Source organism: Paenibacillus phytorum (genome assembly GCF_013141715.1).
Lineage (GTDB): Bacteria > Bacillota > Bacilli > Paenibacillales > NBRC-103111 > Paenibacillus_E > Paenibacillus_E phytorum.
The window spans coordinates 19,782-45,188 of record NZ_WHOA01000032.1 but is presented as its reverse complement, the minus strand read 5'-3'; the positions used below and the strand labels follow the sequence as shown (position 1 = coordinate 45,188).

The following is a 25,407-nucleotide window of genomic DNA, read 5'->3' as shown; positions in this document are numbered from 1 at the left end:
ATAAAGAACGTGTCAACACAAATGTATTCTCCTAGTCGCTCGTACAACATTTGTATCAATTGCCCTATTAATACACCCAAGTAATCAGATCTTAAAATCATATACTAATAGAAATACTAGCTCTATAAATGGAGATGTGATGAAAATGACAACTGTTACCTACATGGTTGAATTAGAACGGTGGGGAATACAAAATAATGAAACCAATGCAATAAATACTACACAAGGTCTAAATAACGCCTTTCAATGGGCACGAGATAACAATTATCAAATAGTTGCGCTGCCAAAGGGGATATACCTCATTGATAAAAACTCCTCTGTAAAACTCTGTAGCAACACACATTATCTGTTTTACGACTGTTTATTAATAAAAGAATCGAATAATTTCCAAGGCTACTCGGTGATAACTAATGATAGTATCTCCAATGTAATTATCGAAGGTGTAAAAATAAAAGGTGACCGCGAAACACATGACTACTCTAGCGGTAGTACTCATGAAGGGGGGCACGGAATTCATTCTATAAATTCATGTTATAACGTCCTAATCAAAAATTGTGAAGTATACGAATGTACTGGTGATGGATTTACAACGTTTATGGATTTTTCTGCGTTAGGAGGCGTCCAGCACCCAGGCCATTTCGCTAAAGGAGACATTAACAGTCAAGGAAACCTAGATAGTTCAAAAACCAATTATACGACAGTGACTAGATACTTTGACGTTTCCAGCAATTTAGTTAAATCTGTTGGCTACTTTTATTATTCAGGGGATGGCTATGGAGGGTATGGTACTGGGTGCAATCTAAATAAAACGGTAATTAAAGTACACTTTTACAATGTAACGGGCACCTATTTAGGTTATAGAAATACAAGGTCTTACGAGTTTATTTACCTGGATTCATTGCCAACGGGTACTACCCAGGTGAGATTCTCTTTTCTACAAAACTTTGATCTGATGAACGGCAACTTGCACTATGTTCTGTGTGCGAAAATTCCGCAATTTATCACATATATGAATTGTAAAGCTCATAAGAATAGAAGGCTTGGAGCTTCCGTCAATGGAGGCAGATTCATCACCTATGACAGCTGTGAAATTTATAATAATAGCAATCCGATGGCTATTTCAACAGGGTGTAATCCCGGTTTTGGAATGAATATTGAAGATGGATATATGACTAACCAAAAGATAACGGTTAGAAATTGTAATTTCTACGATAATAGAGCCGGAGCTTTCATATGCGTTAGCACAAGGGGCGTACATTTAGAGAACAACAAGTTTAGAGGCGCCGTCAATTTCTCCGGAAGTGGAGATGATTATTTTTCGGTAAATAATATGTATTATGGTCCTATAACAGGCAGGTCTATAACAAGCGGTGTGGAGTTAGATGGTACTTTTTGTACGTTTAGAAATGATTCCATATTTGGTGATAGCTGTTCTATAAACGCTGGTAATACAACACTGGAAAACTGTGTTTTCTCTAAGAGCACATTAACTTTAAATGGAGAAACGGCAAAGGTTTATAATTGCAAGCTTACCTTCGATGACCCTGATAAAGATGGGGTTGTAAGTTTCTCAAGCAAAAACATAGAAATTCGCAATTCGACATTTGATATCAGAAGGGCAAAAGGCTTGGCTGCGGCAAGCTACAACACAACTGAGAATGCTATTTTTTCCAATGTGAAATTCATCACCAATCAAAATAGCGGTGGACATTATGTTGGAACTAAAAATTTAATTATAGAAAATTGTGAGTTTATTCACACTGGGACAATTGTTAATTATAGTCGTATGATGGTATCCGAATCTATGCGTGTAGAAAACTCAATATTTAAAAATCTATCACTTAGATTTGATGGTGGTGACATCTATGGAAACGAAAAATTAGCCAAAGATACAGGTTACATCACTCATGTATTCAAAAATAACAAAATTGTATGGGATATACCATACACAGTACAGACTCACGAAGCTAGAGGTCCAGGAGTCTCCTTCCTCTCTATCCCAAGAATAGGAATTCTAGATAATAATCTACAGGTAATTGGAATTGGTTCTTCTTTAGGCTCCTTGTATACGATGAGAGTATTTACGGAAAATCATTTACTTCTTTCTAATAATACCATTGTTACTTCTAATACTGCCGGAATTAACACCACTGGGACAATAGTCATCGAGGGGGCATATCGAAAAGGAGGAACAACTTTAGCCACACCGAAGACAACGATAGTTGCGCAGAACAATAATAAAATCAACTCCAATATTATCTTTAGTAACAATGTTAATGCACAATTAGAAAAAAACATTCTAGGGAATACCTTACTACCAGCATTAGCATCATCTGCACCAACATTTGGAGCTTATAGTGTTGGCCAACTACTATATAATTCTACACCGATTCCGGGAGGATATGTTGGATGGGTTTGCACTACATCTGGCACAGCCAATAATAATCCATGGGCAGCAAATAAGACATATACACTAAATACCATGGTGAACGCGAATGGGAAGGTTTACAAATGCATAATCGCTGGAACAAGCAGTACAACTGCTCCTTCTCATGCTATCGGTTCAGCTATAGATGGTAGTGTGACATGGGAGTATGCTGATATCATAGCCGTATTTAAATCATTTGGACTAATTTCGGGATAATAAATTAAGTGCATACACTTCTTATTTTATAGGATAGAACTGTAATCGTTTCATATTTATCACATTGTTAAGTGCGGCGATTTCTCTGTGAAGGGATTGGGAAGGTGAGTTAGATACCTTCGCTTTCTAATTGTCTTCTTCGGTTGGCATTAACATGATACAACTTAGTAACAAAACATTAAAGCAGACTTCGTGAATTATCATAGGCATTAATCGCTAATCCTTTGATGTAGGAGTAAGCAAACACAAATAGACTACAAACACCTTTCCTTCTCGGTGAATTGTAGTCTTTTTTGTGTCGAATATTCTCTCTAATTTAGAGATAAATCTACCCTTCTCTTTTTAAAACATTTCAAGAAATAAAATTCCAACAATTTTTATTATCCATTTTATGACTTCTTTCGCTATATTTCCAATTTTTTAGTGTACAATAATTCATAGAATAAAATAATAAGGATGGTAAAAAAATGACTAAAAGAGCAATTGGAATACTAATTTTCTTCATACTTTCTTTTCAATCTTTAACTGTTGAGGCTATTTCTTCTGATCCTTCAACACAAACAGTAGTGCCCACAACTTACAACTTAGAACTTTCCCGCTGGAATGTCTATAGTGACGGAACACATCCAATCGAAACGACAAATGGAATAAACAAAGCATTGCAATGGGCACATGATCAAGGATATCGAATCTTTAAATTGCCGACTGGCAAATATTTAATTAGTAAAGGAAATAGTCCAAAAGATCCACAAGCACAAATAAATATGGTAAGTGATATGACATTTTCACTTGATGATTTAACTATTATTCAAAAAGAAACCAATGGTTATGAGGGTTATCGTACAATTTACGTTGGCTATGGAGTAAATAATGTAACTCTGAAAGGTGGAACCTATCAAGGGGATAAACTGGCACATAATTTCAGTGGGAAAGACCAATCTTATAGCACTGGAACCCATGAATTCGGCAACGGAATATCCTCAGAGGGTGCATACAATTTAACGATAGATAGCGTTAAAACAGTCAATTTTACTGGAGATGGTATTTCAATTAGTGGCTCTAGCGTTGGAATCGCTGGCTTCTATGGTAAGAGCTACGTTTATGGAGATATAGATAATATGGGCAACTTTATTAATTCCACATCAAAAATTAGAAGTAAGATTGCCCTAGACTTTACAAGCCCAAAATATAAAGGAAGAAAATATTTTGCTTTTGAGCAACCAAAAGGTGTTAATAGTAATAAATATGATGTTTATTTTTATAGTAACGGTAAATATTTGTCTTCAGTTAAACAAGTCAGATATGGAGCTGACCTAGTTCAAATCCCAGTAGGCGCTGATGCCTTTTACCCTGTTTTTAGTTCAAATGACCTTAATAATTTTTTTGTTATGCTTTTTAGCAATGACGTGTCTAGAAACATAGTAATTAAAAACTCGGAATCCGCATTCAACAGAAGGCTAGGAATCTCCCTTGTCGGAGTAGATGGAATCGAGATTAGTAATAGTAAGTTCCACGATATCAAAGGAACTCCTCCACAATATGGAATTGACTCAGAAGCGGAAGGATTTTTCCCCAACAATAATCTTAATATAAAAAATAATCACTTTTACAATAATACAGGTGGAGATATAGTTTTTGCTGATGGGAACACTGCTTCAATTACTGATAATTTATTTGAGAGTAGTATAGGTCTGTACATCTGGAAGGCATTTCCAAATACAACCATTAAAAACAATACATTTAATAATGGTGGCCTTACTATGGGTGGAACAGGAGTTGCAGATCAAAACAAATTCAATAACTCGCAAGTTAATCTGAGTGCAACAAGTAACACATTAACAAATGCGACTTTAGTTAATAGCATTTTAAATTTGAACAACACTGATCCATTCGGGTCAAAAGTAGAGAATATTACAATTACCAACACCAACACAACTTCTCTCACATCTTTGAACGTTGGCACAAATCCTGTTCACCTTTCAAATATCACAATAAAAGGATTGACAAAACTCTCGACACTTGGAGGCAAAGGAACGGATAAAAATATATATGATAACTTAATTGTTCAAGATTATAATGCTACCAATGGAACGGGATTCCCCGCAGGAACTTATAATAATTGCAAATTTTCATCCACAACAACTGAATCTTCTGGGTTGGGTATTAATCAATCAGGTAAGTATACTTTTAACAATTGTGCTTTTAATGCTTTAGGTAAGATATTTACAATAAATAGTTTGAATGGAGAACCAGATATCAATTTTAACAATTCTAACTTTACTATTTCAAAAGATGTTGGTTACGCAGCCGCAATTTATATACAAGGAGCAAAACAGTTATCATTTCTAAACAGCACCTTCACTGCTAATAATCTTACACTTAAAAGTACACCATTTATCAAAATAGGATCATATGGAGGCTCAACCAAACCGGCCCAAGTTAAATCCTTTACAATCAAAAATAGTACAATAAAAACAAATAAAGATTTAGATGGAATTCACTCAATTGACGCAGGAACAGGTGCACCTGCCTATACGATTTCCAACAATATTTTCGTTGTAGCAAAATTAAAGTTAAAGGCAAACGATATTAATAAAGATAATGAAGTATTAACGCAGTAATAATAAAAACCCTTTCAGCAATTTTGACTGAGAGGGTTTTATTGTGTATAAAGTCTATATTTCATTCGCTATTTAGTCTTTGGATATGCTTGGGTTATTGGATTATAAACTGAGAAACATACGGATAGAACTAGGATACTAATTTCTAAATTGGTTTTCAGAAAAGATATGAGTCCGCCGTTTTATTAGTTAAAAATAGTCTCCCACCAGCCCATAACGGTTTGTGGGGGATTCCGCGTTTACTCTTCCGGATCCGTAATCGGCTGCTTCACTTGATTGAAAAGTGGAAGCCCAATACGACCGTAATTCCGCTCATTAGCCAGATAAAAATAATTGGCACCCGTCATAATGACATTGCTGCCTTATAAGTGCGAGCAAACATCAAGCAGCATGAAAAATGAACAATCCCCAAAATCCAATGCTGCTGTTTTGCCCTTTGCCCTCTTTGATTGATTCGGCCAAACCGAAACAGAATCAATTGGTATTGCCAACAATAGTTATCCAAGCACCTCGCTCCCCCCACCAAAGGAATACGAAAGTAATGCACCGAGTACGCCTGTTACTGTGGGACAGCTACTTGTTGAGATGCCTAGTAAATCGGTGAATAGTTTTTTAAACATGATTCTATCTCCTCCGCCCTTTTGGGAATTAAAATAGCCCCGATCGACTCGGAGCTTGTAGAATTCTTTTATTTAGATAAATTGCTTCCAATTTTCATCTCTTTAACCTTGCGCTTATCGACTTTAAACATATCAAGGCTACTCATGATAAATCTTCTTACAACATTAGTTCGTGTTTCAGTTATTCTTGAGAATAGAAAAGCAATCATACACATCAAAACTACGATTATTATTTCTATTAAGACAGATAGTAAGTTAGGTTGAAATCCGGTAAAGCCATTTTTAGCACCCCAGTAATAAACAAGATTAATAATTGGATAGTGAATTAAATAAAGACTAAAAGAAAAACTAGCTAACAGCTTTGATGTTTTTTCGAACCATTTATTGGTTCTTACGGTTTTGTTTTTCTTTGTAGTACCATGCAATAAAGTGTAAATAAGAAAACCAAATGATAGACCTATAAAAAGATCTACAATAAATAAGTTGTTTGTGTGATGGTCAACAAACAATCGTCCATTATTCACTAGAGGTCTCGCGAGCATCGCAATACATACTAGCAAGAAAGATATAGACATAATAATTTTGCTTTTTACTAAGCGAATTCTCGGCAAAAAAAGAACAAATGCTCCCAATAGCCATATTAAGAAATAAGAACTTATACGTTGTCCAACCATGAACAAAATACCGAGAGCAATGATAATGTATACAATTTTCAAAGCTTTCCGCTGGTTTCTAAGGATCAAAATTAATACTGGAAATAGCATATAATACCAAAACTCATAACTTAGACTCCACAAGGGCGCATTTGACCCATACGCCCCAACAAATATGTTCTGAAGATAAAACAAATTTCCAATTAAACTTTTGATATTAGTATAATCGTTAATATACCATCGATAATTAAAATAATGGCTAGCTATTATATCAGCAATAAATGTTAGCAATAAAGCTGGAATTAGTACAACGTATAGTCTAGATAATCGATTTACAAGGTATGATTTCCAAGACCATTTATTATCAAAGATTGTTTTTAGGACAGTTCTTGAAATGAACAAACCACTAAGAACAAAAAATACTATAACTGCTGGTCCTCCTAGCAAGTTAAGAAGATAAAGTAATTTAACGATGGCATCCGGATTTTGTAAATATCCATAACCTACAAATAATCGTGATCCTAGATGTTCCATCACTACTAGAATTGCAGCTAATCCACGCATGAAATCCAAATAATTAGATACTTTTCCATCTAACAAGTCATTGACCTTTAAGAAATTACCATACATTCTATTCATACTTCACCTCTACTTCTTATCCTGTCACTGTTAACTTACTTTATATAATTTTTCTTTCTTAAATCTACGTGTAATGTGTTTCAATGGAGATAGAATTAAATCCTTCTCATAATTATTCATTCCAATTAACCACATTAAAAGCGTGTACAATATTGAGAACACAACCATCTTAATAAAAAGAATGATCCAACTATCCGCAAGCATTATATTATTTATTGTTAGTCCAAAAGCCAAACTCATTACAAATGGAAAACTCATAGTTAGAATATTTATCCAGAATTTTAAAATTTCAATTTTTAGTTTTTTCCAATAATAAACATTCATAACAACAATATTTCCTATAGTGAATGCTGCCGCGGTTGCAACTGCGCTTCCTATCGCACCCCACCATTGAACAAATAAGATGGTTAGAAATACGTTACCAATGGCAATAAGAAAATAAACGACTGATTTGAATCTTTGCATATTTTTCGCCTGGAGTATTATTCCTCCCATACCTTGTATAAGTGAAACAATCGATGGAATCAAAATAATTACTGCAATAATAAACGAATCACGGTACTCTTTACCAACCCATAAATCTATAAATTCCCGCCCAAATACAATGAATCCACTCAAAGCAAATGATAGAATAATATATTGAATTCTTCCTACCCGAATAAACAAATCTGATATTTCCTTGTCTGAGGCTTCTTTAGTAACCATGCCTGTTACTTTACTCAAGAAAACATTGGATATAGCTGCAGATAAGCCAGAAAAGTAACCGGTAAAAGATGCTCCTATTGTATAAATAGAGATAGCTACTGTACCGCTATAAATACCTAAAATAATTTGATCTGTTGACCAGTATATTTTATCCATCACTAAATTAAGAAATATATAGGAGGAAAATATTAAAATCTCTTTTAATAAGTCCTTCTGTACTTTCTTAAATACCATTTTTATTTTTAGTACTTTAAAACAGTAATATATATTAATTAAAATAGTTATAAAACTAATTATTGTAGTTACAATAACCAAAGATACAGACCCATACCCCATACTTAGAAGAGGTACCATGATGATCGGATTAATAATAGTACCAGCAATAGTAATCACTTTTTGAATAATAAATTTTTCATGTGCAAGTACTATAACACTGAACAATCCTAATCCAATCCCTATTGAAATGTTTATAACCATTATTATCATTAAAATGGTTAACTTATTAACCTCAGTCACGCTTAATGAGCTAGAAAATATATTCTCAGAGTTTAAGGTTAGTATAATACCAGATACCAGGGCTAGAGCGCCTAATATGCTATACATAATAAAAAACATCCCATATAACCGTGAGCATCCTTCTTCATCTTCGAGTGCTTTATATTTTGCCGTATACCTAATAACCGCATTACCCAATCCAAAATTTAACACACCTATATAACCTGATGCTGAAGTTGCTAAACTGTACAAGCCATACTCCGATTGGCCAAGAAAGTTTAGCATTATTGGAGTATATACTATGGATATAGCACTACTAATAAATAATGCTATATATGATAATAGTGCCCCGGCTTTAAGTTGACTCTTCATATTAATAGCTACCTCTCATACGTTGGGAGATTAAATTAGATTATAAATCTTATTCATTTCAACTTTTGAATCAAAGTTTTCTTGTGCAAGATTTTCTGAAAATTTTACACATAGATCTCTGTTGTCGATAAGCTGTACAACTGCTTGATATATTTCATGTTCATTAATACCTACTATGAGTCCTGTTTCTCCATTTCTTATCTGTTCTTTTGCTCCATTAACATCAGTAGTTACAATCGGTCTATTTAAACACCTTGCCTCAATAAGTGTTATACAATATCCCTCATATCTGGAAGGCTGTACATAAATATCGCACTCCGCTATGTAGGGGTATGGATTTGGGTCTGCACCTAAAAAAATAAATTTATCTTGTAGATTACTCTCTACAACTAATTTTTCATATTCTATTCTTGATTTTCCTTCTCCTACACAATACCATTTCACTTTATATCCATTATCAATTAATCTTGCTAATACTCGTATAGCAAGATCTTGACCTTTTTCGTTTGTTAACCGACCAACTGTCACTATCCTTAATCCATCAATTTCATCAGGGAATGCACGACCTTCTTTTGCTTGGCTATGAATCATTTTCGATGAAACTATGTTAAAAAACACTTTTGTTCTCTCTTTTAAAGCAGGCACCAAGTTTATTAATTTATTCTTTGCCTCCTCTGATACAACAAAGATCTTATCAAACTTAATATATGTTTTAGAAGCAAAGGCTTGATTAAAACCTATTTTTGTGACATCAAAGTGAATCCATTGAACTTTCTTCTTTGCCTTAATTTTATTCACAACAAAATAGCTTATGAAATCCATAGGTCCAGCATAAGCTACAGCAACATCATATTCCCCATCTAGAACGGGCTGATTATTTAATACATATTTAAAGAAAACACTTCTGTTTTTCGTGATTTTCGATATAAGGTGTAATAAGGCTATGTTAAATGATTTAACTAGCTCCCCTTCTTTAAAATAATCAATAGCTGTCACCTGTGGTGGTTGATTCAGCGCTTGTTTCATACTGCTATAACCTTTTAGATATTCAATATTTATGCCAGCCGGAATATAGCTTAAGAAGCCACCATGTTCTTCCAGCATCAAAATTGTGATATCATACTCACCTAATGAGAATTCGGATACCATATTAAGCAACGCTTTCTCGGTCCCGCCAATATTCATATCAATCAGCATAAAAATGATTTTCTTCTTCATACTTCCTCCAATTAACCTTTAAGCTCCTATGAACTCGCTTATTTTTGTGAAGTGATGATTAGCATGATCTGAAATTGAAGTTAGGTTCGTTTTATTATCGAAAGACTTATTGATTGTACCTTCGTCGTACTGTAAATGTATGTCTTCCATGTTTATTAATATGTCGTCTAAATTAATGTCCATGAACATATTGCTAGTTTTCTTACTATATATGATAGGCATAACTCCAATACCAAGCATAAGAGCTATTATGTTCGCATGGAATCTGGCAGCTACAAACAACTCAAATGTTGCTATTAATTGTATGGACTCCTGTAAGTCCCCTTTGTATTCATATACATGAACTTTCTCTTGTGTGCTGGCTGTCAGATCGGACATTATGTTACCAATTGCTTGTAGATCTCCTTCTCGCTCGCAGAAAGACATTAAATAACAGTCGTATCCTTTACCCACTAATAGTTGGATAGCTTTCACTGTACTATCTATATAGGAGCTATAGTAACTTGATAGTCCCTGCTTATGTCTCACATCAATAATGGAAAATCCAACTCTTTTTCTTCTTGCTACTGACTTGTAGTCATCTAAATTCGTTTGGAATACAATATCAGGAGCATATCGAACCTGAGGCAAACTTTTAAATAAATCATACGAATAAATATCTCTAAAACAAACATCGTCACATTGCTCAAAAAGTGCTATGTAATCTTGATGAAATTGCTCTGTCTCGTAAGGTCCGAAGTTTGCCCCCATAATAAACACAGCTTTGCCCTTTTTTTTGAAATCCGTAACAAGTTTCATTCTATTTTCATATAAAGATTGGTGGTATGCCTCTTCTCTAAAGATAGATCCTCCAATAAACAAGAGTGCATCATGTTCTTGCGCCACAGCTGCATAATCGTTGATATAATCAGTGATTTTTAACCGCTGGCTTATTTTATTAAAAATTGTGTAATTTCTTCTTTTCAAATTTTGATATTTCGTAATAAATGCATCGTAATTATTGCCAACATAATTAAGGGTAAATTGGCAATTCGGAAATTTCTTGGCAAGAATATCTAAGAACAGGTCATCGCCTAAATTAAATGCCATATAGATATCTACAAAGATTCTTTTCACTAATATTCACCACTCTTTAATTTTCTATTAGTTGGTAAAACTTTTGTAATTGATTAACTGAATTGTAGGGTCGTATTGTATTCAATTGTACATTTATTTTTTCTTTAAAATATGGATCATCTATGTATCTTTTAATGCCATCAAAAATACTTCTCACATCATGTTTCACGATTAATCCATCCACCTGATTATTAATAATTTCTTTAGCCGTAGGGAAATCCGTACAAACAATTGGCTTCTTTAAAATTTTGGCTTCACTGACGGTAAGTCCAAAGCCTTCCTTTGCTGATGTTTGTACATAGATATCGCAACGCTTCATATATGGATAAGGATTTATCCTTTTTCCGAGTAGAAAGAAATAGCCTTCTAGTTCATACTTGTGAATTAATTCTTCTAGTTTATTTCTTTCCGAGCCCTCACCGATCGCAAACCACTTAAACCTATACCCTGAATCTCTTAGTAACTTAGCTACTTCAATAGCTGTCTCATATGACTTAGCTGTCACTAACCTTCCAACAGTTAATATGTTCACTAGGAAATCATCAAATTCATTAACCTGTTCTTCTTCGGCCATTTTTACAATTAAGTCTGGGTTAATAATATCCAATACAATATCTATCTTATTATTATATTCTTTTCGCAATTTAGATACGGACTCTCTCGTATGCTGGGAAACTGCAACCATTTTATTAATCCTGCTATACGATTCGTAGTCAATTTCTTTGTCATATAGCGTATTGGCATAGTCTGTATTGATCCAGGCTAATTTTTTAGCTGCCGTTACTTTATTGGCAACAAAATAGGTAGGCATCCCCTGACTATATGCTATGGCTACGTCATATTTATTTTCAATTGAGGACATTGCTTTTTTTATACTTTTGTAAACAACTTGCTCACTATGTAAGGTTTTTTTTGCATAATTGTTTAATCTCAAACTTAAAGAAGTTTTAATTTTAAAATACTGATATGTTATGTTTTTGCCCATGGAAAACCTCTTCCCATAAACGAACCCATAATACTCAGGAACTGGTAGAACAGACACATAAACTGGAAGATATTTCTCCAAATCCTCCCCTTTTTTAAATAGCAACAGATCAATATCGTATTTTGAAGGATCTATTGTATTTAATAAAGACACAAGACTCTTCTCTGCTCCACCGATCGTAAGTGAGTCAAGGACAAATAGGAGCCTCTTTTTCAATTAAATTCACCTACTTTCACTTTCCTTTTAAGTTCTCTGGCTGTATTCAAAACAATTCCATATACAATACTTAACTTGAAGAGCTTTTTTTTCAAAAGATACACATATGGTTTATAGATAATAGCTTTCGTTGAAAAACGGCTTAAATAACTTTCAATATACTGTATAGATAATATTTGCTTTACATTGTGCAAAGCATTTTTTTTACCTAAGACCTTAATATGCATGCTTTGCTGCTCAACTAGATGAATGACTAAATTTTGAATTCTACTTGTAATTACCTCATCTATCTTATTCTTATCTATGTCCACAGTATTGAAAATGTTCTCTATATGTTTACAAACAGTAATATTATTATCCACATAGTCTATGGAAAAATTAGAGCTTATACTGTTCTGATTAAGTCTGTTGTAATAGTATAAATAATTATTTATAGCCGCAAACGACTGACAATGAACAGCATATTGTAGAACAAAAATTAAATCCTCAGACATAAATATTTCTTTGTCCATCTTTATATTATGCTTTGAAATAATCTCTTTCTTGAACATTTTACTCCATAAAACTCCGCCAGTTCCATTGCAAACTAAATTAATGAAATAGTGCATGGAGTCGCTTTTATCAAAATTAAAATCCGTACAATTTAAGATTCCGTATACCGAGATATCCTTATACCCACAACACACTAAATCCGCTCCAGTAGTAAGCATTTTATTAATCAAGTGCTCAATATAATAGGCGTCAATCGAATCATCTGAATCGATAAATGCTAAATATTCACCGATCGATTTGATTATTCCATAATTCCGTGCTTCAGATGGTCCACTATTTTCCTGATAATAGTAGGAAACCCGTTCATCCTTTTCTATATACTGGTGTAATATCTCTTCACTTCGATCAGTAGATCCGTCATTTACAATAACGATTTCTATGTTCGAATAAGTTTGATGCAAGATACTATCTAAACATTTGGAAATGAATTTTTCACAGTTGTACACCGGTACAATAACACTTACTTTCGGAATCATTCATACCTCCGTGATCCGGTTAATACTATAATCTTTATCCATTCAAACTATACAATTTCTCTAACTCATAACTATTACTGTAATTAGTTCTCTCGCAATTCGTAGAAATCTCCTTTCTCAGTTCATCATCCCTATACAATTTTTCTATTCCGTCAACTATTCCTTCTATCGACAATTCCGTGATAATCCCATCATAACCATCCTCCACCTGACTCTTCGCGGTAGAATAATTCGTGATTAATATAGGCTTACCTAAGATCTTTGCTTCGGTTACCGTAACAGCCTTGCCTTCATACCTGGAGGGCTGTACATATAAGTCACATGCTTTTATATACGGATATGGGTTTGTTTTCTTTCCTAATAGGATGAATTGATCGTCTAAGCCATTAATTGCAATTAGCTCTTTTATAGCAGCTTCATCCCCGCCGTAACCAACAATGTACCATGCGATATCTTTATAACCTTTATCTTTTAGAATCCTCAGTGCCTTGACAGCATTGTCGATACCTTTAGCATGGGATAATCTTGCTACTGTCAATATTTTAAACCTGTCATCATTCACCATTGGAACAGCTGCTTCTTTAGCGGCCATATTCCTAATAAAATCTGGTGAAGTAATGTTTTCTATAACGATAACTTTGCTTTCTAATTCCCTATATTTTGACAAAAAAGAATCCTTACATGCGTCCGAAACAGCAATAATATGATCAAACTTTCTCCACATTTCCAGGTCCAACTTCACGTTGGTTTCCACATTGGAATAATCGGTATGAATCCAAGCGATTTTCTTCTTCGCCTTAATCTTATGGGCTATAAAATAATGAGGCCATAAATAGCTAATTGCCGCGTCATACTCTTTCTCAACCTGAGGTAAATAGGGCAGTGCGTACTTCCACATCAATTGCATTTGGTAGTATCCTGGCTCTGCAACCCGTTTTATTCGACCAAAAATTTCCGCGTGTACCTTGGATAAGATTCTCGATAAGCCGATTGTATATTGTCTATCTTGGATGGTCCTTGCAATTGATTTTCTAAATGTGGTGTACTGGGGGATTTCGCCTAATAAATTGGCTTTATGGCTAATGAGGTTCATAAAATCACCTTGATGTTTATATAGCATGAGATCAATGGAATATTGCTTATAATCGAAGTGATCAAGCATACTAACAAGACTTCTCTCTACGCCTCCAACTTCCATATCAAAGGACGCAATCAATATGTTCTTCATTGAATCCCCCTAAGCGCTTCCCTTATTCTTGCAATGTTATGTCCACCAATGACCCTTGCCAGGAGCGACTTCATTCGCCCTTTCCATCGCGCCTTGGGAGGCAACCAGCTCTTATAAAAGTGATGCATGGCATACGTGTTTTCCGTCTTAAATGTTCGGCAGTTAATGTAGTCATAAGGGGAGAAATACGTTTGCGGATAAAAGGTTCCAACACCTTCTATGTCTTGATAGCTGCCATTGGGAGTAACCTCCCAATCTCCTAATATCTTCGTTATCATCGCTACATTGGTTAGCGAATCAAAAGTTCCATCTGCAAGGATGAAGCTCTTTGTATTGTAGGAATCCATAAATACTTGAATCAGCTTATTTTCTTTCGCGGCTCCGATCGTACTTGTCGCGATATAGTTCTCTTGCTCAAATCCCCAAAAAGACTCATGATGCAACAAATCGTCAAAGGATTTGAACACTTCCACATCGGTGTCTAAATAAATACCACCAAAGTGATAGAGCGCGTATACTCTCGCATAATCGCTTACGAACGCAAATTTGCCCGCTTCATAGGCTTCTTTTACATATAAATTACTACTGGTATCAAAGTTGTTTTCATTCCACTCTATGAATTGATAGCCAGTTAGATGGTTATGCCAGCTTGCTATACATCGCTTCACGATGTCGGGCTTTTCTTTCCCGCCAAACCAGCAATAGTGAATGATCTTAGGAATTTTCATTTCATGATCTCCCTCGCCTGATGACGCAAATCTCAAATAATTCGAAATTCTTTATTAAGAACTTCTACCTATCCTTTATAATAGTTCTTTATAAAGAACATGTCAATGCGAATGTACTTCGATAGAGAACATTTACACAATCAATATCCTTTACACCACGCCAGCTAAAAAAACTATGAATTAACAGCACCTATTTGATTGCCTAACAAATTAGAAAATAGTCCCTCGCGCTCTTCAGCTAACTGGTCATATTCTCCTTTTTGAATAATCTGCCCTTGATCGATGACAATGACTTGATCAGCCTTGCGAATGGTCGACATGCGATGGGCGATGACGATCATGGTCAATCTACCCTGCAATCGCTCCAAAGCTTCTTGGATTTTCGCTTCATTTTCCCTATCTAGCGCGCTCGTCGCCTCATCCAATATAAGGATTGATGGTTTACGCAATATGGCTCGGGCCAACACGAGACGCTGCCGTTCTCCACCAGACAACCGGATTCCTCTATCACCAATCAATGTGTCGAGGCCCTCAGGCAGCTTGCTAACGAATTCCGCGGATGCGGCAAACTCCAGGGCTTCCCAGATTTGTTCCTCGGTTGCGTTAGGATCAATCATCAGAAGATTATCTTTTATACTGCCATTGAAAAGAAATGGATCTTGTGGAACATAGCTAATGAATTGCCTTAGTGCATATACCTTTTCGTTTGAAATAGGCTGCCCATCAATACAAATCTGGCCTGTTTGGGGTTCAATAAGACCCATAATAACATCAATTAATGTACTTTTCCCTGCTCCAGAACGACCCACTATAGCTGTCATCTTCCTAGATGGTATATGGATATTTATGTCTTTAAGCGCATAGGTCTGTTCATTTTGATTATATCGAAAGGATACGTTCCTGCACTCAATGTGCGTTTTAATTTCAATCGGTTGATAGGTCTTGTTCTCTGGTTTGTTCTCCATATAAAATTCCTTCAGGCGCACGCACTCTTGCTGCAATTTGATGATTGCCTTAAAGGCAGGAATGGTTGAAGCGATTTGCTCCATGTGCGTCTGTATGCCTGTAAAGCGAGGCCACAATCGGGAAAATATGACGAATATGAGTAATAACTGCTCTACTTTGGTCTGAAAGATGGTGACGGAAAGATAAATAAAAACAGCAATTAATACCGAAGAAGCAACTTTATAAAAGAGCTGGGAAGATGACCTTAGCTTGATGTATTCGATTTGTTCGTTCACTAAATTTTGGGTTAATGATCGATACCAACGCAGCCATGATTCTTCCAAGGAATTACTTTTAATATCTTTCATACCGGCCATTTGATCGGATATACCTGCAAGAAAGTTTTGGGATAACTGTGAGGTTTGGCCGCCAAGTGATTTCGCTCTTTTAATAAATTTCCGAGAAAATAATGTTAGAACGATACCAAACGTTAATACAAAGATGGTCATGACGGGGGATAGCCAGAATGCTATGCCGATCTGGATTAGCGTGAAGATCACAGAAGCGACTAATTGCAGCACTAAGGTTGTTCCAAAACCCACTCTTGTTAGTTCGGAGGTTAATAAATTAATGAGATCTGATTTTCTATGGTTTACGAAAAAACTCCAATTTGACTGCAGCAAATTCGTATAGGTTTCCAGTCGTAAGTGTCGAACGAATTTCTGTTGAATGACGGTATCTCGAATCGTTAAAGTTCGCAGTAACCAGTTTTGACCTATTACTAAACAAACAAATAGTCCTAGAACTAAAGGTAAGCTTAGACCCTTTGGCAAATCCTGAAGATACTTTATCATCGTTGAAATAAGTGGAATTCCTGTCTCAACATTAGCAATGCCACTAACATTAAGGATTGGAAGTAATAATAGAACGCCAACGCCTTCAAGTAAACTAATAAAGACCATGCCAAGGATGTTAATAATCAATATTTTTCCAGAAAATGCATATAGCTTTTTAGTAAAGTGCAGAATTTGCTCCATTTTAAATTCCTCCTATGACCATGAGTGCCTCCTAGTTTTTCTCCAAAGCCACATAAAAGGCCTTAAGGGAAAATACAAGAAATGGAGGTTCTTTGGTAAGGGTATTAACTCTACATCCATGGGGTAAGGATACAGAAAGCTTAATATATGTAACACTTTTAACTGATTAGACATTAAGGAAAATAAGTGACGTTTATGATACCTTGCTACATCACCAGGTAGTGGCTCTCTGTGCAAGTGAATCATTTGTTTCAAATAAAATAACGCTGCATGTGCTAAATGAACGGGGCGTTTCCCCTCGATCAGCGTTTTCATTTCTTTGGTCAATGGAGTAGCTAATAAATTAATGGCTAAGACTAGCGCTTGCCCTCCAACGTGGGCTATTTTATATTTTTTTAAGCAAACGATTTGCTTCTCCCAGTTTATTTGATGCCTTGCGATACGGTCGATATCTACTAGCCAGCGGAGCCTTGACCAGCCGTGACGCGCACCGTGGGAAACTAGAAACATAAACAAATCCTCATATCCTAACATATACACGGGAAAGCTGGCTATTGAGCTCTTCTTTCTTCTCTCCCACAATTCGTTAAAAGATGGCTCGTAAGATAGACCCGGGTTTAGTTTCCAATGAATTTCGATTTTCGTTCTTTTCTGAGAATGTGTGTAGGTGACATGGTGATGTCTCCATTTCCAGTCATTCATTACGGTCGAGAAATAATCATCTTTGACATAACCAAGTGCAACTAAGAGATCGTGGGCTCTATCTAAGTTATCAATAGATATCAGTAGATCTAAGTCACTGCAGGTGCGCTTGGATATATCACCATAAAGGTCTACAGCAAGAGCAGGTCCTTTTAAGGACAACATTTCGATCTTATGATCTGCAAATAACCTGCAAAGCTGCTCCATCTCTGCACTTAATCGCAGCATTAGAAACGTATTTTGTTGATACTCACGTCGTAATTCTTCACAAACATGGTCAGGAATATAAGTTTTCTCTATTTGTTTTATTTGTTTATAGATGTATGGATTTACCCGATGATGTCGAATTAATTCCAAAAATAAATGCCAATTTATTCCGGTAAAATCATCAGCATCAAAAGAACATAAGCTTCCTTCACTCTCGCTTTTGATGAACGACAGGATTAAATGCAATTCTTTGGGCAAGACGGCTGTATCTAGGCTTAGTTCTTTATCCATTGCTTAACTCCCTTATCTATTAGCGTTTATTTGCTTGGCGAATTTGGCAACAATCGTAAATCTATCCATCCCTTCCTTCCCTGTAACATAAAAATGGCCACTACGTAGCCATGCGTGAGCAATCATTTTGGTCAACTCATCCTTGGCGGTTCCTAGATACAACGTACTTTCGATATCGCGTCGTTTGAGCATCTTCATGCCGGCTATAGCCTTAACTAGGCATTTGCTTTCCCACAACGTATATTTACTCATAATGTCAATCGCACTTGCGATATGCTTTAGAACTATCCGATTCCTCTCGACCTCCGTAATGGAGGTTTCTTGCATGGGAACTCCTAATGAGGGAGCCACTTTAGAGAATGGCAAATAAACAAGAATACGTGCCCATCCTAAGAAGAACAATGCCTCTACCAGTAACAACATAGTTCTTATATCTAATCTGAAAAAAGCTTTTAACTTATTCATGGCATTCACTATCCTCCTACGACTAACTCTTAGCTCGACCCCCTAGAGTACTTAACAGACATGAATAATCTTCTCTTCTAATAATTGATTTAAGAATACCTTGGTATGTTCTTCACACACTTCTTGTTCGACATCAAATTCTGTCATTAAAGCTGTCACCAACTCCTCTACAGTGATAGGAGCCCTTATTAACTCCCAAATATAACCACCGATCTGACCGAGATTGTAATACTTCCCATTGGCAATGTTCAGCATTACTTTTTCTCCGTCCATATCACTAACAATGTTTCCCTCTCCTTGAACAATCTGTACATTTAACGGAATGGTGTAGTTCATCATGCTAAATCCTCCTTGTTTAAAGTATTCAGAATCAGGGTTACCAGCTGGGGAGCCGTAAACCCCGAGCTCGGCCGGCGTAATTGATACATTTGAATCCGATCCGAGATGCTTATTGATGTTTTAAAGTGCCAATCCATTAATTCGAATCTTTCTAACAGAGAACTCCGGAATGTATGGCAATATAAGGCATGCAGCCGCGCCAGACCTTTCATTGGAACAATCTCAGTATCGCTACCATCTGTTTTAGTGAGTTCGATTACTCCTGCTAGAGGTAACGGTTTCGTTACGAAATGATCAGATACTGGAACTAGGTACTTTGTTTCTCTGTCGAATATGGATTGGTAGCGGCTTGTCTCCATGCCGAATCCTGTTAAGCTTTCCTGCCACAGTTTTTGTTGTGGATAGGCAGGCATCACCATAGGTATGTGATCTGGAGAGAACGTTACCGCGATGACGTCATCACTTAGCAGTTGAAAGTCCTTGCCAATAAAGGCTGAAGCAAGAGTCGATTTCCCTGCTCCGGAATGACCTACGAAAGCATAGGCTTTCCCATCAATAGCTATAGCGCTACCATGCAGAGGAAGTACTTTGCGCTGCATTAATAGCGTGCCCATACATGTACCTAGTACATATAGTCGAATCTTTGCCTCATCAGCACCAATCACAGGTGAAACGGTAATGTTTCCCCCGTCTTGCACGCAAAAAATGGCGGTATCTTTGATATGGAACATAAATAGGTTCTTACTTATCACATACATATCGTCGGCTTTTGCCAATTGACTCCATCGTTCGGATAAGTCTGCTTTGTTTATTACAACATCTATACTCTCATTCTCATTGTTATTTATTATTAATTCCGACAGCTCAAACTCGCTAATAATATTTAAACCGAAGGCTCGATATATAACCTTATTTATTGTTTGAATCATTATTTTCACTCCATATGTTGACATGAATAAATTTAATGAAAGCCCTTATACCTGTAAAAGTATAAGGGCAATAGGTACTTACCGAATTATGTAATCTAAATTAGCTGTAGTGAACGACCTCAGTCGGGTCCGGTTGAGCTGCATCTGGCAGCTTAATTCCTGGTCCTGCCATTGTCATCTTTACTTCGAGTACTTCTAAGGTTGGGCTATTCCATTCTTTTTTAGCTTGGTTCTGCATGTTATCACCCCCTCTCAATTAAAGTTTTTTATAAAGCGTGAAAAAATTAAGCTGCGCATTAATATTCTAAAACCAAATTCATAAACATATTCCGGTTTGGCTGCTTCCTTAATTTCGGAAAGCGCAGACTTGATTTCTTTCATATTTAGGTATTCCGACACCCTAGGGTCATTGATATTCTGCTCGATTTCATGAATAAAAGCATGCCAAGAAGAAGCCATCCTGTGAACACCGTCAGCGCCTTGAACACCTCGGGATTGTTGATTTAACCTAACCTTATCGGGTAAATGATTGACCGTTGCTCTTCGAATTAAAGATCTGTCCACTCCGTTTTGAACAAATTGTTCGTCTGGAACAGACAAACAGAAGCGAGCAACTCTTAGATCATTGGTTGGGTCACGTTCCCATAAGGAATAACGTAATGATAATTTAGTTCCTATGGTACCGTTTAAACCCCAATAGTAAAGCTGTTCAAACTGATTCTTTCTTATATCATAGGCACTTTGGCTTGAGTAATCTGTTCGATTAAACCCATGCTTCTCTATCAATTCGTGAATATTAGTCCTTTGGGCAAATTGTGGGTTAATTAACATTGGGAATTTTTCATTATCCTTAGAAGTAGAATTCCGCGCAAATTGTGGGAATGCTTTCTTTCCAACTAAGGATAAAATTCTTTTCCTTCCTACACCCATATTTACACTAAAATGCTTTACTTCTTTGTACAGCTGGATCCATTTTAATTTCTTCATTAGAATAGCTTGATAGTCTATGGCCGGCCCCCAAGATATGGTCCAATTCCCTCTCTGACCATTTAAAAGAACGCCAATGCCCTGCTCCTGGGCTTTCTCATAGATACCTTTTAGCCAAAAGGAATTCTCAAAAAATTTATAGGGCATCTCCATCGTTTCAAGCCAGTTATCAATTTCCGATAGGGGACTAAGTCCTTTGAAGTCCAGATAGTTATCCTTGATATTGCCGACATGTTCAACCGTGGAGCGAATATAAGGTCTTTCATCAGCAAATCTACTCCTGGGTGTCCAATCATCCTTAAAATCGTCAACAGGTATATAACTGTAGGTATGTAATAATTTATTCTCATCCCGCAGGGCTTTAGCGGCAAAGCTTGCAACAGAACCAGAATCAAGCCCCCCACTAAGATGAGCACCTACCTGTCGATGAGTACGCAATCTCGACGTTACTGCTTTTTGAAAAACATCACGAAATGCTTCTTCATACTCAGCGTTGGATTTAAGCTTCAAAGTCTCCCCTGCATCAAACGTGTTGTACTTGGAGAACGTTACCCTTCCATCTATCACTGATATACTATGAGATGGCGGCACTTGTTCTATATGTTCATATACAGTTGCTGAGCAATCTATGGCATCAACTGTTAATGGAATGGCCAGAAATTGTGCAATCCAATTTTCATTGAGTTCTTTTGCGATTTCAGGCAAAGTAAGTAAAGGTTCAATGATCGTGCTAAAGGCAAATCGATCTCTAGATTTATGAAAATATAACGTTCTTGTCCCCGAAAAGTCCCTAGCTCCAAAAAGTGATTGATTACGTTCATCCCAGATCATAAAGGCAAAGTCACCTATTAGATATTTCGGGGCATCCAATCCCCATTTCACGTAGGCCAGTAAGATCAATTCACTATCCTTGATCGTAGCTTTCCGGTCTCGATCTATTTGAAGAAGTTGAAACAATTCATCACGATTATCGATGATCGCGTCCGCTGTAATGGCCAGCCGTCTTTCAGAATCATAGTAAGGATTTCGTTCACCGACCGATTCGGGTGTAATCCACTGTGCATGACAGCCTAGGAAAACTTTCCCCTTCTGCCATGTCTGAACATCGTCTGAAGGATACTTAGCAAATCCTTGCATCAATTTATGGCCATGTTCAGCATTCACAGGCTCTTGATCTAGGTGAAAGATTCCGGCTATTGCACTCATTCTTTTCCTCCACATTTCTATGATAAGAGTGAATCTTACCTCTATATCGTTCTCATTAAAGAACACGAATATTCACTAATATACTTCTATAGGCTTACATGACCATGTAAGAAATTCATTTTCATTCTCTAAAATCGTTCTTTATCGAGAACAATCTCAGAATATCATCTTCTATCTTCACTGTCAACAACTTCCTACATCTTTTTAATCTTATGCGAAAACTTCATATTTCCTATGCTATACGTGAAATCAACGAGTGCCGCCCAAGTATGTTTCATCGAATCAAAATCAAAAAATTCATAATAGACCCAATTTGCATATTGCATGTATGTCTTGTTATTTCGATCTCTTATCGCGTTGTAATTCCACCATAGCTTGATTCCTTTCTTAACAGGAAGCTCCTTGATGGCTGCTAGATGCGGAAAATAATGATAAACAATCGCTAGTGTCCTGACGGTCCTTCTCAGGGTTTTGTGGGCAGCAGCGTCCTTCTGTAAACAGGTGTAGTCAATATTGTCCTGCAGGACATGTATCATCTGGATGATATCCAAAAAATATTTAAGAGAACACAAATTATGCCTCCAACCATGCAAACAAATCATATAAAACGTATGGTAATCTGATAATTCCTTGATATACCGGTATGATCCCATGGCTGTGGCCTGCTCCCAGAATTCATCCATATTTAAATCAGATGTTTTTTCTATCATCAAATCCCAATGTAACTCTATCGTCAGAGGAACTGGTGAATCAGGTATTGGTTTACTGAAACTCCAATGGAAATGGGAAGGAATCCGTTCCTGCTCTATATACCCCAGTGATTTCACACAATTAACGGCTCTTTCCAGATCAAAAGGATGCACTAAAAGATCAATATCGGACGTACATCTAGCTCCTAAGTGTCCAAAATACTTTTCAGCAAAGAAAGTGCCTTTAAGGGGGATTGTCTGAATTCCCGCTTCTTCAAGTTTTTCTAATGCTATTTTCGTTTGACTTTGGATAAAAATATTTTGATATAAAGCGCCATTATATTTTTGTTTTAACCGTTCCTGAAAAAACGATGGCATTTGCACCAATTGCCCCCGCTGCTTTAATAACCAATAAATCTGCGGTGATATATCAAAAAACTCAATATCCTCGAGTGCCTTTTCAAAAAACTCTATTTCCTGGGGCATGGGGACTCTTGGATCATATAACGCTTGTATCAAAGTGATGATCAACGAGCTCTCCCCTTTTCTGAAATCCCATCTGATTTAAGCTGCGATACAGTCCATTCTCCATCATTAACTCATGATGACGTCCTGTTTGGACAATTTTCCCTTTGTCCATGACAATGATTACATCAGCATTCTGAACAGTCGATAATCGATGTGCAATGACAAGAGTTGTGCGGCCAGCCATTAATCTGTGTAGAGCTTCTTTTACTTGATGTTCTGTCTCATTGTCCAAGGCGGAAGTAGCCTCATCCAGCAGGAGGATCGGGGCATTTTTTAACACCGCACGGGCAATAGCCATACGTTGTTTTTGTCCACCGGACAGCCTTACCCCTCTTTCCCCAATTTCAGTGTCATAGCCATGAGGAAGAGATATGATGTATGGATGGATGTTGGCAATCGTTGCAGCCTGCATCATCTCCGCATCCGTAATGCCCTCTCGAGCTAATAGGAGGTTTTCCCTTATCGTACCGCCAAATAGAAAGGTTTCCTGAGAAACATGGGCAAATAAACTCCTTAATTCGGAAGGCGAGAATGCTTCACTAGAACGATCATCAATGAAAATCTTACCTAATTGCGGTTTGTAAAAGGCTAAGAGCAGATTAAATAATGTCGTTTTCCCTGCCCCACTCAAACCGACTATGGCAACGACCTTTCCGGCCGGGATCTGCAAATTTAAATGATCAAAAATGTTGTTATGTCCATCATAGCTAAACGTGATGTCCTGAAACTGAATAAACTTCTCCAATGGCATAGATTGGACTGCTAACGGTAAATCAGTTGATTCTGTTGGTTGCTCCAAGATTTTGAGTATTCTTTCCATAGCTGAAGATGATCTTTGAAAGCCTGCCCATTGTCCGGCGAGCTCTGTCAATGGATAAACCAAATGGTTAACCAGGTTAACAAAAATTAGCAAGGAACCTACTGATATTAAACCTAATGAGATGTAATACGAGCCCATGCAGAGGCTTACAAGAAAAGTTATCGTAGAAACAGCGTGACCCCCTACATAAAACCATCCACGCAGTTTTGCATTCCTTAACTCTAGGGTATAGAGTTCTTGATTTTTACTAACATATTTCGCAAATATTGATTTTTCCATGGTAAAAGATCGAATGACTTGGAAACCATGAAATGTTTCATTTAGAAGGGTACTAATATTTCCTATCAGGTTATGAACCAATCTGCCATTGTTACGGAGTAATAAACCAAAAATAATACTAAATAGCATAGCAATCGGAGCGACTAGTACGCATATGAGCGCCAATTTCCAACTAATTTGCATCAAATATATCAAAACAGCTAGATAAATAAAGGGGAGTCTTATAAGATCAATTAGGCTTCTGCCGATAACACCATTAATGCTATGAATATCATTAGAAAAATGGGACATCAGCTCACCAGAATGGTGGTTGGAAACATGCTTTCCAGATAAAAGCAATATATGTTTAAATAAGTGTACGGAAAAATCCCTCTTCACAGCATTTGTTGCAATGGTTTCAAAAACAGTATTCAGATAAGTCGAAGAAATACTAAGGATAACAAAGCTAACTCCAATGGGAATTAACCATTTCATACGTGCGAAGTTACTTTGAATAGCAGCGTCCGTTAGGTTCCCAAAGAACCACGAATAGGCCAACGTTAGGGTGATATCAACGAACAACAAGAATAAGAGAATTGCATACGCCTTCCAGTGCTGCAGCATATATGGAGTCAGTAAGGTGTAGGTTTTCTTAATGTCTTTGAAAGTAATGTATTCTCTAACGGCAAGTAGGTACCTTCGAATTATTCCTGTCATATGGACACTCCACAGAAAG

General features: G+C 36.5%; 20 protein-coding genes. 2 read left to right on the top strand and 18 right to left on the bottom strand.

What is annotated here, in order from left to right; translation table 11 throughout:
- Positions 1-163 precede the first annotated feature (163 nt).
- Together GC098_RS05640 and GC098_RS05635 are read left to right on the top strand one after the other, a co-directional pair.
- Positions 164-2,644, top strand: coding sequence for a right-handed parallel beta-helix repeat-containing protein (locus GC098_RS05640; protein WP_246358444.1), 2,481 nt, complete (start codon positions 164-166; stop codon positions 2,642-2,644).
- 467 nt (positions 2,645-3,111) lie between these two features.
- Positions 3,112-5,265, top strand: coding sequence for a right-handed parallel beta-helix repeat-containing protein (locus GC098_RS05635; protein ID WP_171641771.1), 2,154 nt, complete (start codon positions 3,112-3,114; stop codon positions 5,263-5,265).
- A gap of 497 nt (positions 5,266-5,762) precedes the next feature.
- On the opposite strand, the gene GC098_RS40735 is transcribed toward GC098_RS05635, so the two are convergent.
- From GC098_RS40735 to GC098_RS05550, 18 genes are all read right to left on the bottom strand, one after another.
- A complete protein-coding gene (locus GC098_RS40735) occupies positions 5,763-5,885 on the bottom strand; it encodes a hypothetical protein (protein ID WP_281366911.1) in 123 nt (40 codons plus the stop codon).
- Positions 5,886-5,953: 68 nt separating this feature from the next.
- Positions 5,954-7,177, bottom strand: a complete 1,224-nt coding sequence (locus GC098_RS05630) for an acyltransferase family protein (protein WP_171641769.1) — start codon at positions 7,175-7,177, stop codon at positions 5,954-5,956.
- Between the two features lie 30 nt (positions 7,178-7,207).
- On the bottom strand, positions 7,208-8,749 hold the full coding sequence (locus GC098_RS05625) for a lipopolysaccharide biosynthesis protein (RefSeq protein WP_171641767.1): 1,542 nt from the start codon (positions 8,747-8,749) through the stop codon (positions 7,208-7,210).
- 30 nt (positions 8,750-8,779) lie between these two features.
- On the bottom strand, positions 8,780-9,967 hold the full coding sequence (locus GC098_RS05620) for a glycosyltransferase (protein WP_171641766.1): 1,188 nt from the start codon (positions 9,965-9,967) through the stop codon (positions 8,780-8,782).
- Between the two features lie 18 nt (positions 9,968-9,985).
- On the bottom strand, positions 9,986-11,056 hold the full coding sequence (locus GC098_RS05615) for a polysaccharide pyruvyl transferase family protein (RefSeq protein WP_171641746.1): 1,071 nt from the start codon (positions 11,054-11,056) through the stop codon (positions 9,986-9,988).
- 43 nt (positions 11,057-11,099) lie between these two features.
- Positions 11,100-12,284: a glycosyltransferase gene (locus GC098_RS05610; RefSeq protein ID WP_171641744.1), complete on the bottom strand. Its 1,185-nt coding sequence runs from the start codon at positions 12,282-12,284 to the stop codon at positions 11,100-11,102.
- Entirely contained in the window at positions 12,281-13,312 is a 1,032-nt protein-coding gene (locus tag GC098_RS05605; protein ID WP_171641742.1) for a glycosyltransferase family 2 protein, read from the bottom strand. The genes GC098_RS05610 and GC098_RS05605 overlap by 4 nt, the downstream gene beginning before the upstream one ends.
- A gap of 34 nt (positions 13,313-13,346) precedes the next feature.
- Positions 13,347-14,540: a glycosyltransferase gene (locus GC098_RS05600; RefSeq protein WP_171641740.1), complete on the bottom strand. Its 1,194-nt coding sequence runs from the start codon at positions 14,538-14,540 to the stop codon at positions 13,347-13,349.
- A complete protein-coding gene (locus tag GC098_RS05595; protein ID WP_171641738.1) occupies positions 14,537-15,268 on the bottom strand; it encodes a glycosyltransferase family 32 protein in 732 nt (243 codons plus the stop codon). The genes GC098_RS05600 and GC098_RS05595 overlap by 4 nt, the downstream gene beginning before the upstream one ends.
- A 173-nt stretch (positions 15,269-15,441) precedes the next feature.
- Entirely contained in the window at positions 15,442-17,250 is a 1,809-nt protein-coding gene (locus GC098_RS05590; RefSeq protein WP_171641735.1) for an ABC transporter ATP-binding protein, read from the bottom strand.
- 12 nt (positions 17,251-17,262) lie between these two features.
- Positions 17,263-18,450 carry a nucleotidyltransferase domain-containing protein gene (locus tag GC098_RS05585; RefSeq protein WP_171641733.1) on the bottom strand — a complete coding sequence of 396 codons (1,188 nt, stop codon included), beginning with the start codon at positions 18,448-18,450 and terminating at the stop codon, positions 17,263-17,265.
- A gap of 12 nt (positions 18,451-18,462) precedes the next feature.
- The gene (locus GC098_RS05580; protein WP_171641731.1) at positions 18,463-18,924 is read right to left on the bottom strand and encodes a lasso peptide biosynthesis B2 protein; all 462 of its coding nucleotides are present in this window, start codon (positions 18,922-18,924) and stop codon (positions 18,463-18,465) included.
- Between the two features lie 42 nt (positions 18,925-18,966).
- Entirely contained in the window at positions 18,967-19,251 is a 285-nt protein-coding gene (locus GC098_RS05575; RefSeq protein ID WP_171641813.1) for a lasso peptide biosynthesis PqqD family chaperone, read from the bottom strand.
- Positions 19,251-20,183, bottom strand: a complete 933-nt coding sequence (locus GC098_RS05570; RefSeq protein ID WP_171641729.1) for a phosphoenolpyruvate carboxykinase (ATP) — start codon at positions 20,181-20,183, stop codon at positions 19,251-19,253. Before GC098_RS05570 ends, GC098_RS05575 begins: the two co-directional genes overlap by 1 nt.
- Before the next feature lie 100 nt (positions 20,184-20,283).
- Positions 20,284-20,421 (bottom strand): paeninodin family lasso peptide, encoded by a 138-nt coding sequence (locus GC098_RS05565; protein WP_171641727.1) that lies wholly within the window; start codon positions 20,419-20,421, stop codon positions 20,284-20,286.
- Positions 20,422-20,435: 14 nt separating this feature from the next.
- The gene (locus GC098_RS05560; protein ID WP_171641725.1) at positions 20,436-22,376 is read right to left on the bottom strand and encodes an asparagine synthase-related protein; all 1,941 of its coding nucleotides are present in this window, start codon (positions 22,374-22,376) and stop codon (positions 20,436-20,438) included.
- A 194-nt stretch (positions 22,377-22,570) separates the two neighbouring features.
- The gene (locus GC098_RS05555; protein ID WP_171641723.1) at positions 22,571-23,596 is read right to left on the bottom strand and encodes a nucleotidyltransferase domain-containing protein; all 1,026 of its coding nucleotides are present in this window, start codon (positions 23,594-23,596) and stop codon (positions 22,571-22,573) included.
- The gene (locus GC098_RS05550; RefSeq protein ID WP_171641720.1) at positions 23,565-25,388 is read right to left on the bottom strand and encodes an ABC transporter ATP-binding protein; all 1,824 of its coding nucleotides are present in this window, start codon (positions 25,386-25,388) and stop codon (positions 23,565-23,567) included. The genes GC098_RS05555 and GC098_RS05550 overlap by 32 nt, the downstream gene beginning before the upstream one ends.
- Positions 25,389-25,407: the final 19 nt, after the last annotated feature.

What these genes read in the sequence shown, in the direction of transcription:
- GC098_RS05640 (WP_246358444.1), top strand. Translation starts at nt 164, where the DNA reads ATGGTTGAATTAGAACGGTGGGGAATACAAAATAATGAAACCAATGCA.
- GC098_RS05635 (WP_171641771.1), top strand. Translation starts at nt 3,112, where the DNA reads ATGACTAAAAGAGCAATTGGAATACTAATTTTCTTCATACTTTCTTTT.
- GC098_RS40735 (WP_281366911.1), bottom strand. Translation starts at nt 5,885, where the DNA reads ATGTTTAAAAAACTATTCACCGATTTACTAGGCATCTCAACAAGTAGC.
- GC098_RS05630 (WP_171641769.1), bottom strand. Translation starts at nt 7,177, where the DNA reads ATGAATAGAATGTATGGTAATTTCTTAAAGGTCAATGACTTGTTAGAT.
- GC098_RS05625 (WP_171641767.1), bottom strand. Translation starts at nt 8,749, where the DNA reads ATGAAGAGTCAACTTAAAGCCGGGGCACTATTATCATATATAGCATTA.
- GC098_RS05620 (WP_171641766.1), bottom strand. Translation starts at nt 9,967, where the DNA reads ATGAAGAAGAAAATCATTTTTATGCTGATTGATATGAATATTGGCGGG.
- GC098_RS05615 (WP_171641746.1), bottom strand. Translation starts at nt 11,056, where the DNA reads ATGGCATTTAATTTAGGCGATGACCTGTTCTTAGATATTCTTGCCAAG.
- GC098_RS05605 (WP_171641742.1), bottom strand. Translation starts at nt 13,312, where the DNA reads ATGATTCCGAAAGTAAGTGTTATTGTACCGGTGTACAACTGTGAAAAA.
- GC098_RS05600 (WP_171641740.1), bottom strand. Translation starts at nt 14,540, where the DNA reads ATGAAGAACATATTGATTGCGTCCTTTGATATGGAAGTTGGAGGCGTA.
- GC098_RS05595 (WP_171641738.1), bottom strand. Translation starts at nt 15,268, where the DNA reads ATGAAAATTCCTAAGATCATTCACTATTGCTGGTTTGGCGGGAAAGAA.
- GC098_RS05590 (WP_171641735.1), bottom strand. Translation starts at nt 17,250, where the DNA reads ATGGAGCAAATTCTGCACTTTACTAAAAAGCTATATGCATTTTCTGGA.
- GC098_RS05585 (WP_171641733.1), bottom strand. Translation starts at nt 18,450, where the DNA reads ATGGATAAAGAACTAAGCCTAGATACAGCCGTCTTGCCCAAAGAATTG.
- GC098_RS05575 (WP_171641813.1), bottom strand. Translation starts at nt 19,251, where the DNA reads ATGAACTACACCATTCCGTTAAATGTACAGATTGTTCAAGGAGAGGGA.
- GC098_RS05570 (WP_171641729.1), bottom strand. Translation starts at nt 20,183, where the DNA reads ATGATTCAAACAATAAATAAGGTTATATATCGAGCCTTCGGTTTAAAT.
- GC098_RS05565 (WP_171641727.1), bottom strand. Translation starts at nt 20,421, where the DNA reads ATGCAGAACCAAGCTAAAAAAGAATGGAATAGCCCAACCTTAGAAGTA.
- GC098_RS05560 (WP_171641725.1), bottom strand. Translation starts at nt 22,376, where the DNA reads ATGAGTGCAATAGCCGGAATCTTTCACCTAGATCAAGAGCCTGTGAAT.
- GC098_RS05550 (WP_171641720.1), bottom strand. Translation starts at nt 25,388, where the DNA reads ATGACAGGAATAATTCGAAGGTACCTACTTGCCGTTAGAGAATACATT.